The organism is Seohaeicola saemankumensis (assembly GCF_021021435.1).
GTDB lineage: Bacteria > Pseudomonadota > Alphaproteobacteria > Rhodobacterales > Rhodobacteraceae > Seohaeicola.
In genome coordinates, this window is record NZ_JAINWI010000015.1 from 200,491 (window position 1) to 212,655 (window position 12,165).

13 protein-coding genes are annotated in these 12,165 nt (G+C 60.1%); 11 read left to right on the top strand and 2 right to left on the bottom strand.

What is annotated here, in order from left to right; translation table 11 throughout:
* The first annotated feature begins 146 nt into the window (after nucleotides 1-146).
* Entirely contained in the window at nucleotides 147-719 is a 573-nt protein-coding gene (locus tag K7H22_RS14645) for an NYN domain-containing protein (protein ID WP_230801612.1), read from the top strand.
* A gap of 74 nt (nucleotides 720-793) precedes the next feature.
* On the opposite strand, the gene K7H22_RS14650 is transcribed toward K7H22_RS14645, so the two are convergent.
* Nucleotides 794-1,243, bottom strand: a complete 450-nt coding sequence (locus K7H22_RS14650) for a c-type cytochrome (protein WP_230801613.1) — start codon at nucleotides 1,241-1,243, stop codon at nucleotides 794-796.
* 155 nt (nucleotides 1,244-1,398) lie between these two features.
* On the opposite strand from K7H22_RS14650, the gene ispH reads away from it, so the two are divergent.
* The 5 genes from ispH to K7H22_RS14675 are packed head-to-tail and all read left to right on the top strand — an operon-like array spanning nucleotide 1,399 to nucleotide 4,552.
* The gene (ispH, locus tag K7H22_RS14655) at nucleotides 1,399-2,349 is read left to right on the top strand and encodes a 4-hydroxy-3-methylbut-2-enyl diphosphate reductase (protein WP_230801614.1); all 951 of its coding nucleotides are present in this window, start codon (nucleotides 1,399-1,401) and stop codon (nucleotides 2,347-2,349) included.
* Between the two features lie 8 nt (nucleotides 2,350-2,357).
* Nucleotides 2,358-2,810, top strand: a complete 453-nt coding sequence (locus K7H22_RS14660) for a DUF3429 domain-containing protein (RefSeq protein WP_230801615.1) — start codon at nucleotides 2,358-2,360, stop codon at nucleotides 2,808-2,810.
* A 34-nt stretch (nucleotides 2,811-2,844) separates the two neighbouring features.
* On the top strand, nucleotides 2,845-3,465 hold the full coding sequence (locus tag K7H22_RS14665) for a glutathione S-transferase family protein (protein ID WP_230801616.1): 621 nt from the start codon (nucleotides 2,845-2,847) through the stop codon (nucleotides 3,463-3,465).
* Entirely contained in the window at nucleotides 3,462-3,932 is a 471-nt protein-coding gene (gene rnhA / locus K7H22_RS14670; protein ID WP_230801617.1) for a ribonuclease HI, read from the top strand. The genes K7H22_RS14665 and rnhA overlap by 4 nt, the downstream gene beginning before the upstream one ends.
* Complete coding sequence (locus tag K7H22_RS14675; RefSeq protein ID WP_230801618.1) at nucleotides 3,929-4,552, top strand: trimeric intracellular cation channel family protein; 624 nt, start codon at nucleotides 3,929-3,931, stop codon at nucleotides 4,550-4,552. The genes rnhA and K7H22_RS14675 overlap by 4 nt, the downstream gene beginning before the upstream one ends.
* Before the next feature lie 361 nt (nucleotides 4,553-4,913).
* On the opposite strand, the gene K7H22_RS14680 is transcribed toward K7H22_RS14675, so the two are convergent.
* The gene (locus K7H22_RS14680; protein ID WP_230801619.1) at nucleotides 4,914-6,530 is read right to left on the bottom strand and encodes a GMC family oxidoreductase; all 1,617 of its coding nucleotides are present in this window, start codon (nucleotides 6,528-6,530) and stop codon (nucleotides 4,914-4,916) included.
* A gap of 636 nt (nucleotides 6,531-7,166) precedes the next feature.
* On the opposite strand from K7H22_RS14680, the gene K7H22_RS14685 reads away from it, so the two are divergent.
* The 5 genes from K7H22_RS14685 to K7H22_RS14705 are packed head-to-tail and all read left to right on the top strand — an operon-like array spanning nucleotide 7,167 to nucleotide 12,164.
* Nucleotides 7,167-7,535, top strand: coding sequence for a response regulator (locus K7H22_RS14685; protein WP_230801620.1), 369 nt, complete (start codon nucleotides 7,167-7,169; stop codon nucleotides 7,533-7,535).
* Nucleotides 7,532-9,457 (top strand): chemotaxis protein CheA, encoded by a 1,926-nt coding sequence (locus K7H22_RS14690; RefSeq protein WP_230801621.1) that lies wholly within the window; start codon nucleotides 7,532-7,534, stop codon nucleotides 9,455-9,457. The genes K7H22_RS14685 and K7H22_RS14690 overlap by 4 nt, the downstream gene beginning before the upstream one ends.
* Nucleotides 9,454-9,942: a chemotaxis protein CheW gene (locus tag K7H22_RS14695; RefSeq protein ID WP_230801622.1), complete on the top strand. Its 489-nt coding sequence runs from the start codon at nucleotides 9,454-9,456 to the stop codon at nucleotides 9,940-9,942. The genes K7H22_RS14690 and K7H22_RS14695 overlap by 4 nt, the downstream gene beginning before the upstream one ends.
* 14 nt (nucleotides 9,943-9,956) lie before the next feature.
* Nucleotides 9,957-11,654 carry a methyl-accepting chemotaxis protein gene (locus K7H22_RS14700; protein ID WP_230801623.1) on the top strand — a complete coding sequence of 566 codons (1,698 nt, stop codon included), beginning with the start codon at nucleotides 9,957-9,959 and terminating at the stop codon, nucleotides 11,652-11,654.
* A gap of 15 nt (nucleotides 11,655-11,669) precedes the next feature.
* Entirely contained in the window at nucleotides 11,670-12,164 is a 495-nt protein-coding gene (locus K7H22_RS14705; RefSeq protein WP_230801624.1) for a chemotaxis protein CheW, read from the top strand.
* Nucleotide 12,165: the final 1 nt, after the last annotated feature.

Consider the following 12,165-nt stretch of genomic DNA (forward strand, 5'->3'; position numbering starts at 1 on the left):
TGGTCTTGCGGCTTTCTTGACTAAGGCATAATTTCAGACACGCCTGTCGCATATTTGACACCCACGAACCATTCTTTTTTACGCGTACCCAACTCACTCACACTCACGGACCCTCGCGACAAGGCGTCTACTCGGAAGGACTACTTATGTTTTACAAGGACGAACGGCTGGCGCTGTTCATCGACGGATCGAATTTGTATGCAGCCGCGCGGTCGCTCGGATTCGATATCGACTACAAGCTACTCCGGCAGGAATTCATGCGGCGCGGCAAACTCGTGCGTGCATTCTATTACACTGCCTTGCTCGAGAATGACGAATACTCGCCTATACGCCCCCTCGTGGACTGGTTGCATTACAACGGGTACACCATGGTGACGAAACCGGCGAAAGAATACACCGACAGTCAGGGCCGCCGTAAGGTCAAAGGCAACATGGATATCGAATTGACCGTCGATGCGATGGAGCTTGCACCGCGGGTGGATCATATCGTTCTGTTTTCCGGCGATGGCGACTTCCGGCCTCTGGTGGAAAGCCTGCAACGGCAAGGCGTGCGTGTATCGGTGGTGTCGACCATCCGTAGCCAACCGCCGATGATCGCGGACGAACTGCGCCGTCAAGCCGATAATTTCATCGAGCTGGACGAGTTGAAAGACGTGATCGGACGCCCCCCGCGTGACCTGCCTGGACCGCGCGACGGGATGCCCCCTGCGGAAGACTGATTACCGTTTTCTGTCGCGAGACTCGAAAGGCGGGCGGATCATCCGGCCGCCTTTTTCCTGTCTGTCACGCCCGACTACTGTGTTGCATCACGGTTGATGCGGTCGTGCACCGCGATCACACGCGCGGGCCATGTGCTTTTGATATAAGCAAGCACAGCCGCGATCTCGGCATCGCTGAGGATAGCCTCATACGGTCCCATCCGGCTTTTGTAGCCACGACCCACCACCGCCTCGATCCCGTATTTCGTGATCTCGAAAAGCTGTCGGTCAGGGTGGTGCCATGTGTGGCCGCTGGGATCATGCGGCGGTGCGGGCAGATACCCGTCCGCATCGCGGCTTTGCCAGTCGGGCTGTCCCTGCAGCCGGTCCCCGTGACAGGCAGCGCAGTAATCGCCATAGATTGTCTGCCCCTGCGCGACAGCGCCGGGATCGCGCCACGGCAGAAAACCTGCATCCTCCTCGGCGGTGGCCGGGGCAACGGCAAGGATCAGCACAGTTGCAGCCGGAGACAAAGAGTAGCGCATTCGGATATCCTGTGATCAAAGCGGCGCCACCATCGAACAGATCGGCCAATACAACAAGTCACACGGGCGTGACAGGCACAGGCACAGGCACAAGCTTCTGGGGGCTGGACCCGCAGCGGATCAAGCCTTACCTGTATCCATAACAGGAGACCGAGATGACCAAACCGCCCCTTACCCTTTATCTTGCAGCACCGCGCGGCTTTTGCGCTGGTGTGGACCGTGCCATCAAGATCGTGGAATTGGCGCTTGAAAAATGGGGCGCGCCGGTTTTCGTGCGCCACGAGATCGTGCACAACAAATTCGTTGTAGACGGGCTGCGCGCCAAAGGGGCCGTATTTGTCGAGGAGTTGGACGAGGTGCCTGCAGACCGTCCGGTGATCTTTTCGGCCCATGGCGTGCCGAAATCCGTGCCAGCAACCGCGCAGGCCCGCGAGATGATCTATGTCGATGCCACCTGCCCGCTCGTCAGTAAAGTACATATCGAGGCCGAGCGTCACCACCAGAACGGGTTGCAGATCGTGATGATCGGCCATGCGGGACATCCCGAAACCATCGGCACGATGGGGCAATTGCCGCAGGGCGAGGTTCTGCTTGTCGAAACGCCCGATGATGTGGCGCGGCTTGCGGCACGTGATCCGGCCAAATTGGCCTTTGTGACGCAAACCACGCTTTCGGTGGATGATACCGCCGATGTGGTCACAGCGCTCAAGGCCCGTTTTCCGGCCATTGTGGGGCCGCATAAAGAAGACATCTGCTATGCCACCACCAACCGACAAGAAGCCGTCAAGGCAATGGCCTCGAAATGCGACGCCATGCTTGTGGTCGGTGCGCCCAATTCGTCAAACTCCAAACGTCTGGTTGAAGTAGGCGCACGCGCAGGCTGCGCCTATGCTCAACTGGTGCAACGCGCGACCGACATCGATTGGCGCGCGCTGGAAGGGATATCCAGCGTCGGGATCACCGCCGGCGCATCCGCCCCTGATGTGCTGATCACCGAGGTCGTGGACGCCTTCAAGAACCGTTTCGACGTAACCATGGAGCAGGTTGTCACCGCCGAGGAAAACGTCGAATTCAAAGTACCCCGCGTGCTACGGCAACCGGCCTGAGGCAGATCATGCAAAACATACCCCGCTCTGCACTGGCACTTGGTCTGGCGGGTCTGGTCCCGTTCATCTGGGGTGCGCTGACCGTCCTGTCGGAACCGCTTGGCAACTGGAGCGCGCAAATACTGGGCGGGCGCTTTACCGGCCCCTATGTCGGGCTGTTTTACGGCGCGGTGATCTTGTCCTTCATGTCCGGCGTTCTGTGGGGTTTTGCAACCAAGGCCAGCGGGGCCGTCGCGGCGTCGGGTTATGCCCTGTCCGTGTTGCCGGCACTTTGGGCTTTCTTCATGACAGGTGGCGGGCCTGTCAGTGCGGCCATCAACCTGATGGCAGGTTTTGTTGGACTGTTGTTGCTGGACTGGATGTTCTGGCGGCAGGGGCTGGCCCCTGCATGGTGGATGGGATTGCGCGTTCTTCTGACCGCGATTGTCGTCATCTGTCTGGCGGTCGTGGCTTTCGCCTGACATAAGAAAGGCGATCTATTCACGGAGTGCCGCCATGGCCCAGATGACGCTTTATTCCATGCCTTCTTCCGGCAACAGCTACAAGGTGCGGCTGCTTCTGTCGCTGCAGGGCAAGGACTATATGCATATTCCTTGTGAATACGGTACCGAAGCGCTGACGCAGGCCAAAGCGACGGGCAAGGCCCCGCTGGACAAGTTTCCGGTGCTGCACCTGCCCGACGGGCGGATACTGAACGAATCCAACGCGATCCTGTGGTATCTGGGCGCGGGCACGGATTGGGTGCCGACCGATCCCTTCGCGCAGGCGCAGATGCTGTCTTGGATGTTCTTCGAGCAGAACCGCCACGAGTCGGTGATCGCCGTACGCGCGGCGCTGCTGTGTTATCCCGAACGCGCGCATCTGGCCACGCCCGAGCGGTTGGCGGCCTTGCTGGAGGACGGCAACGTGATCCTGAAGCTGATGGAGGATGCTCTTGTGGGCCGCAACTGGTTCTGCGGGGCCAGCCCGACGCTCGCCGATATCGCCCTTTACGGTTATACCTGCACCGCCGACACGCGCGGCGGCTATGACATGACGGGCTTTCCCCGGATCACCACATGGTGCGCGCGCATGGCGTCCCTGCCCGGCTATGTGACGTTGGACCACCTGCCATGACACGACTCTATGCCTACACAGACGGCGCCTGTTCAGGCAATCCTGGCCCCGGTGGCTGGGGAGCGCTGATGCGCGCTGTCAGGGAAGGCCAGATCATCAAGGAACGCGAATTGAACGGCGGCGAGGCCGATACCACTAACAACCGGATGGAACTGCTTGCCGCGATCAACGCGCTTGAGGCACTGGAGCGCGCCAGCGAGATTACCATCGTGACCGACAGTGCCTATGTGAAGAACGGCGTGACAAGCTGGATTCACGGATGGAAGAAAAACGGCTGGCGGACAGCCGACAAGAAGCCGGTCAAGAATGCCGAACTGTGGCAGCGTCTTGATTTGGCACAGGCGCGGCACAAGGTGACATGGGAATGGGTCAAAGGTCATGCAGGCCATCCCGAAAACGAGCGGGCGGATGAACTGGCGCGCGCCGGCATGGCCCCTTTCAAGGTCAGAGCAAAGGCTGGACAATGACCCTGCTGGTCTTGTTGGACTATGCCTCGGTGCTGGTTTTTGCCCTGACCGGCGCGCTGGTCGCGTCTCGCGCGCAGCTTGATATTGTGGGTTTTTTCTTCATCGCCTGCCTGACAGCCGTGGGGGGCGGCACGCTGCGCGATGTGCTGCTCAACCGCGAGTTTGTCTTCTGGGTAGCCGAGCCCACCTATATCGCCATCGCCTGCACGGCGGCGCTGCTGGTATTTTTCACGGCCCATCTTGTCGAAAGCCGTTATCGCGTCCTGATCTGGCTGGACAGTCTAGCGCTGGCTGTGGCTGTGCCCGCGGGCGTCGGCGTGGCAATGGGTTTGGAGCAACCTGCCGCCATCGTTGTGATCATGGGCGTCATTACCGGCTGTCTGGGCGGGCTGATGCGCGACGTGGTCTGCAACGAAGTGCCGCTGGTCCTGAAGCAGGGAGAGCTTTATGCAACGGCAGCTTTTGCTGGGGCGGTTGCAGCATTGGTTGCCCGCGAAACTGGGGCGGATACGTTGATTGTGCTGGCGGCCTGTGCGCTGCTGACATGGGTATTGCGCGCAGGGTCGCTGGCCTTTGGCTGGCGTCTGCCCGTCTATAAAAGCCGCCCACCGAAGGTGTGATGACGCCGATGCCATTGCGGGGCGCTTGAAGAGGCTCCGGCTATTGCGTCCCTGCCTGCCTCTGTGCAGAAGGACACAACACCCATTGCCCAAGTTGAACGCGGCAGCATGGTCACCGTGCAGGGCACCGTCGACCGCATTCTGGACAAGGACACCTTCCACCTGGTTGAAGACAGCGGTATACCCTGCGCCTATATGGACCAAATTTTGTGCCAACCGATATCGGCCAGGCTGACACGGCGTTTGGCTTTGTCGACACCAATATAGGCCCGCGCGAAATCTATGCCCGCAACCTGACCCGCGCCGATGGCGAGACGGCGACCTTCTATTACCGCTACTCAGAGAACGATCCGCGCGGCGATCAGGTCCGCGTATCCTCCAGTATGAGGTCCGACGCGCGCTCGCCGACCATGATCGCGGGCGCATTCGTGTTGCCGGACGGGATCGTCGGAAAAACCGAGGCATCTGCCACGCGCAACCCCGCGATACCGTGGACACGCAGGCGCGCATCCACCACGGATTGCGATGGATCGCTACCCATACGGCAGGTGCCGCATTGGTGGAAAACCGTCCATGATTTCTCGCGGATGCTGTCGGCAAGATCTTCGTCGCTTTCCACATGCCAGCCCGGCATGATTTCGTCCTCGATCACGGCAGCCAAGGCTGGGGTTTGCGCGATTTTGCGGATCAGTCTGAAACCCGCCAGCATCACCGCACGGTCGTATTCCGTGTCCAGATAATTGGTATGCATCTCGGGCGGGACCATCGGATCAGGCGAGCATATCTGCAAATACCCCGTGCTGGTCGGCTTGCACGGGTTGAAACCCAGCAGGAAACCCGGAAACGGATCGGGATTCATCAGGGGCCGCGTTCCCACTGGGGCGCGAGTATAGCTGACGGGCGAGAAATAAAGCTGCAGGTCGGGCCGCGTGGCTCCCTCCATCACCCGCACGAACCCGCCGCCTTGGTTGAGGCTCAGTGACAGCGGCCCTTTGCGTGTCAGGACATAGCGCATTCCGGCCAGGAGCTTGCCCAAAGCAGGGCGCAAATCCTGATTGAGGCTTGGCACGCGCGCACGGTAAAGCGCGTCCGCCCCCAGATGATCGGACAGGTTGCGCCCCACATGCGGCGCCTCATGCAAAACCGTGATCCCGTGGTGTTGCAGCACCGCTGCAGGCCCGATACCCGAGAGTTGCAAAAGCTGTGGCGAGTTGATGGCCCCTCCTGACAGGATCACCTCGCCGCGCGTGCGCGCCTGACGGGTCAGGCCCTTGTGCACATACTCGACCCCCACCGCGCGCCGACCCTGGAACAGAACGCGGGTCACATGAGCATGGGTCTGTACCTTGAGATTGGCGCGCTTCATGGCTGGGCGCAGATAGCACCGCGCAGTCGAGGCGCGACGCCCGCCCTTGGTGGTGATCTGGTAAAGGGTGGCGCCTTCCATATCGGCACCGTTGTAATCGGGATTGGTAGGAAAACCCGCCTGTCCTGCGGCTTCGAGATAGGTCCGCGTCAGGGGATGCACATCGCGGCCCACGTCATAGACCGGCAGCGGACCACCCGCGCCGCGCAAATCATCTGCGCCGCCTGCCCAATCCTCCATCCGGCGGAACACGGGTGCCACATCCTGCCAGTCCCATCCGGGGGCCACAGCACCCCATTCGGCATAATCGGTCGGATGGCCCCGCACATAGACCATCGCGTTGATCGAACTGGACCCGCCCAGCACTTTGCCGCGGGGCCAATAGGACCGCTGGCCGTTGCGGTTGGGGTCGGGCTCGGTTGTGTATTTCCAGTTTACCCGTGCATCATAATAGACTTTGCCATAGCCGATCGGCACCTGCACCCAGAAGCTGCGATCCGATCCGCCTGCTTCCAGCAATAGGACGCGATGGTGTCCATCCGCACTCAGCCGGTTGGCCAGAACCGACCCTGCGGACCCAGCCCCCACGATAACATAGTCGAATTCCTGCACGTCACGCCCTTGCCATCTCGGGGCCAAGACCCCGTATCAAAACCACATCGAGGGGTATGGCTGCTGCCATCCTGACCTGCAAGATCGGGTCGCAATCCGGCTGTCTGCCCCTCGTCACCGACGACCCTAACAACCTGTCAGACAGAAAAACTGGTCAAAAGCGACAGCAACCCCGCGGGACCGTCCGAATTGCGTGATGCGAGCAATGCAGACCATTGACGCGGCCCCCTATACTTTCGGGTGTCTATCGTCCCCGTCTTTTAGGCCGTTAAGAACAACAGAAGCCTGAAGATTATCCCAAGCAGTTTTTTCCTGATCGGAGACGGATATGAATGCACCGCCACTCTGCCTTACGGGGATGCTCAGACAATCGGACGCGTCAAACCTCCGAGATCTGGCCCTTGCCCAGATTGAGAACGGTGCTGTCGTAATCCGCGACAACGGGCTTGAAGGCATCGAGTTCGGCGCCTTGCAAGTCCTTCTTTGTGCAGCCTTCGACGCAGACCGCCTTGGCCTATCCTGTCATCTGGACGCAAGTGCCGCGCCTGCGATTGACCGCTGCCTTGCAGCGATGCACCTGCCGGATGCCGCAACGTTTTTCACTATTTCCCCACTAACAGAAGTGTCACCCACCTTATGACCAAGACAATCCTAACCGTAGACGACAGCCCTTCGATCCGGCGGATGGTCCGCATGACCCTGCAGGACGCAGGCTATGACGTTATCGAAGGTGTGGACGGACAGGACGGGCTAGAAAAAGCGACGGCAACTCGCGTCGATGCGGTCATCGTCGACCAGAACATGCCGCGGCTCGACGGAATTGGTATGATCCGCGCACTCCGTCAGCATCCGAACGGGCAAGGCGTGCCAGTGGTCGTGCTGTCCACCGAGTCCGAGGACAATCTGAAACAGCAGGCACGTCAGGCGGGCGCGCTTGGCTGGATGGTCAAACCGTTCACGCAGGACAAGCTGCTTGCCGTTATCCGCAAGGTGGTGGGACCATGAACGACGATCTAACAGCCGTATTCCGCGAAGAAATCCGCGACCTTGTCGAAAGCCTTGAACGCGGCCTTTTGGACCTCAAGACGCGGCCGCAGGATGCCGGTCTGGTCAATCAGGTGTTTCGTGATCTGCACACCATCAAAGGCAGCGGCGGGATGTTCGGCTTTGTGGCGCTTGCAAGTTTCATCCATGACTTCGAAACCGCCTTTGACCGCGTCCGCAGCGGCAAGGCACAGGTCACAGCCGACCTGATCCGCCTCGGGCTTGCGGCGCGGGACCAGATCCCCGCCCTGTTGGAAGGCGCACCCGACCCACAGGATATTCGCGGCAGCATCCTGCGCGCCTTGCAAGCCTTGACGTCCGATCCGACCGCAGTGCCAAGCATGCCTGACCTGCCGCGCCTTACATTTTGCCTGACCGGTCCCGCCCTCGCCTTGGGCGCGCGTCCCGATCTGGTGCTGACCGAGCTTGCCACGCTGGGTGCCACGGATATCATGGCAGTAGCGGACACCATGCCTGCCCTTGCCGATCTGGACCCCGACACCTGCTGTCTGACATGGACAATGTCGATGCCTGCAACTGTGGGCAAAGCGGATATCGAGGACGTCTTTCTCTTTGTCGAGGCTGAGTGGACGCTTGACATGGCCGTCAACAACGCGCCGTTGCCAGGCGTGGCTGTTGTTTCAGCAGATGTCTCAGCCGCTACGACCGCCAGCCCTGCCCCCGCCGTTTCCGCATCCAACGAGGCAGAAGCCACGGTACGTGTACCGGCTACCCGACTTGATACGCTCATGGATTCTGTGGGCGAGCTTGTAACCGTCGAGGCGCGACTGACCGAACTGGCCCGTCAAAGCTGCGACCCCTCGTTGATCGCGACTGCGGAACTGGTCACCCGTCTGGCGGGGCAATTGCGCGATGCGACAATCGTGATGCGGATGGTACCGCTGCGCAGCCTTGTCGCGCGGTTCCGCCGTCTGATCCACAGCCTGTCCGATACCCTGGGCAAGCCGGTTGAATTCATCATCAAGGGCGAAGAGACCGAGCTTGACAAGACGATGATCGAAAAACTGGCCGATCCGCTAGTGCATATTCTGCGAAACGCGCTTGATCACGGCATGGAAACCCCCGCCGAGCGGCAGGCAGCGGGCAAAACCGGAGAGGGACGGATCGAGTTGTCGGCCATCCATGCCGGTGGCGAGGTTCTGATCCGCGTGCGCGACGACGGCAAAGGTATGAACCCCGAACGCATACGCGCCAAAGCCGTGGAACGTGGGCTGATACAGCCTGATGCCCAACTGAGCGAAAGCCAGATTTTCACTCTCGTTTTCGAGCCGGGTTTCTCGACCGCCGAAACCGTGACCGAAGTATCGGGGCGCGGTGTCGGCATGGATGTCGTGCGCCGCACGATCGAAAGTCTGCGCGGGAGCATCGACGTTGAATCGCGCCTGAACCACGGTACATCCGTGACCCTGCGCCTGCCGCTGACGCTGGCCATTATCGACGGGTTGCTGATCGACGTCGCGGGCGAAAAATACACGCTGCCCTTGGCCACTGTGCAAGAGATCGTGGAACTGCCCGCCGAGAAGTCGCAGGCAAGCCTTACCGGTGATTTCCTTGATGTCAGGGGGAAATTCGTACCGTTCGTCCGGTTACGGACAATGTTCGACTGCGATGCACCGCTTCCGGAAAGCCAGAATGTCGTGATTGTCGAGGCCGCTGATGGCTGTATCGGTTTCGTCGTGGACCATATCATCGGCACCAACCAGACCGTCATCAAACAGATGTCGAAACTGCATAGCGGGGCACGCTCGATCTCGGGGGCGACGATCCTTGGTGACGGCACTGTGGCCCTGATCATTGATGTGCCGCAACTGGTGGCGCTGGCCCGCCCGCAAGGAGACTTGGTCAAGGAGCTTGCCGCATGAGCGAACTGACCAGAAAAACCGAAGAACTGACTGTTCTGACGCTGTCGATCGGCAAGCAGATGCTGGCCATCCCTGCGGCCAACCTGCGCGAAATCCTTGACCCGCTGCCGCGGACGCGTGTGCCCGGTGCCGGAAATGCCGCACCTTGGGTGCTGAATGTGCGCGGGGCCGTCGTGCCGCTGGCCGATCTGGGTATCCCGCTCGGAATCCTCGACCAGACATCGCGGGACGCCGAAAGCGACGCGCGCCGCTTTGTGGTTCTGGAAGTCGATATCGGCTGTGACAAGGCGATTGTGGCGATCCTTGCCGATGTGGTCCACGACGTCACAGCCATCCCCGCCGACAAGATAGAACCTCTGCCCGCAGCCAGCCAGTTTCCGGCCGGGTTCCTGACGGGCCTGTATCGCGGGTCAGACAGCTTTGTGCTTCTGCCTGATCTTTCCGCCATTTTTACCACGCTTGCACAGCGCAGCGCTGCTGCCTGACCAAAGGAACCGCCATGAAACTGACTATCAAACTAAAACTTGCCGCTACCTTCCTGTTCGTCTTTGCGCTTTTCGGGGCTTCTGTCTTCATGGCGCTTCGGGATCAGAAAGCTGCTGATGCGGAGCTGGACAGTATCCTAAAGCTTGAAGTCGAAGAGCTTGGCATGGTCTACGACCTGACATCTGCAAAGCTGCGCGTACGGTCCACCTTGGGCGAGTTCCTGATCGGCCTGCCTGACGCTCCCGAGGATCACTTGACCCGCCTGAGAACCGAGATATTGGACCTCGTAGCCGAAGTTGACACGCGGTTGGCGGAATTGAGTGCAGTGGCCGAAAACCCGATCCTTTTGTCCGAACTGGCTGCACTCGAAGAACTTCACAAAAAAGCTGTTCCGATGAACCTGAAGACTATCGAACTGGAACTTGCGGGTGAGGGTGACGCTGCGAACACGCTTTTCCATGGTGAACTGGCAGATGTGAGTAGCGAAATCCGCCAGTCTCTTGGCAGAATGCGCGGCGTGATTGTTGCCAGCCTCGACAAGCGGGCAGTTGAATCGACACTTGCCTATCAAAGCGCCCGTATCCGTCTGTTTGTGATGTTTGGCGTATCCCTGATCGTCGGCCTTGTTGCCTCCAGCATCATCACCCTGTCGATTTCCCGCCGTTTGAACCGCGCTGCGGAAATGGCCCGTGATGTGTCCGAAGGCGATTTGCGTAGAACGATGGATGTCCGTGGTTCCGACGAGATCTCGAACATGCAATCCGCGCTGAACGACATGGTGGTGCGTCTGCGTGAGATCGTCGCCGATGTATCCGTCTCGGTGCAGAATGTCTCGGCTGGAGCTACGCAGATAGCCGCAACATCCGAGGAGCTTTCGCGCGGTGCTACCGATCAGGCCGCCGCGACCGAAGAAGCTTCGGCATCGGTCGAGGAAATGTCGGCCAATATCAAGCAAAGCGCCGAGAACGCGCAGATGACCGAAAGCATTGCCACCAAATCCGCGCAGGATGCGCGAGCGACAGGTGCGGCCGTGGCCGAGGCTGTCGCCGCGATGCAGACAATCGCCGACCGCATCATGATCGTGCAGGAAATTGCACGCCAGACCGACCTTCTGGCCCTTAACGCTGCGGTCGAGGCAGCGCGTGCAGGCGAACATGGTCGCGGCTTTGCCGTGGTCGCCGCCGAAGTGCGTAAACTAGCAGAACGCAGTCAGACAGCCGCTGCCGAAATCTCGTCGCTGTCGGCATCGACCGTTCGCACGGCGGCAAGTGCTGGCACCATGCTGCACGACCTTGTGCCCGATATCGAACGCACGTCGGATCTTGTGACAGAAATCACCGGCGCCTCGCGCGAACTGGCCACCGGATCGTCGCAGATCACGCTGTCCATCCGCCAGCTTGACCGCGTGACACAGTCCAACACGTCGGCCTCGGAAGAGCTGTCGGCAAGTGCGACACAACTGGCAGGTCTGGCTGGCGAGCTGACTCAAGCTGTGGACTTCTTCAAGGTCAGCGATGGCGCACGTTCGGGTGAAACCGTCCGCGAAGTAGAGCCCAAGAAAGAGACTTCCGTAATTGCCCTCAAATCCGGCGAACCGCGCAGCAAACCTGCAAACCATAACACAGGTGCTGCCGAAGGCGGATTCGATTTCGAGCTGGACGAAAAAGGTGACGAACTGGACGCCCAGTTCAAGCGTCGCGCAACCGCCTGATCCAGAGGATAGCCGATGACCACTTGCACCGATTTTGTAACGCTGTCGCTTGACGATACCCTGTATGGCATTCCGGTGGACCGGGTTCGGGAAATACTCGACCTACGTCCGGTATCCCCGATGCCGAACGCACCAGCCCATCTTCTGGGGGTGATCGACCTGCGGGGGGAAAACGTGCCTGTGGTGGATATGCGTATCCTTTTGGGAATGACCCCGAAGCCCGACACGCCGCAGACAAGAATTCTTGTGGTTCTACTGCGGCATGACGGCAACGAGGCGGTCCTGGGTTTGCGTACCGATCAGGTGATTGACGTTGCCCGTCTGGACGATGGTGAATACAGCCCGTTGTCCGAGGGGCAAAAACTGGCTTGGGATGGCATGTCCATACTGGGGATCGGACGGCGGAACGGTGCCGTGATCAGTATCATTTATCTGGACGGGCTGTTTCACGGCCTGCCGCGATCCGCAATTCTGACGGACAGGCCCGCAGTCTCGCATGAGGCGGCCTGAG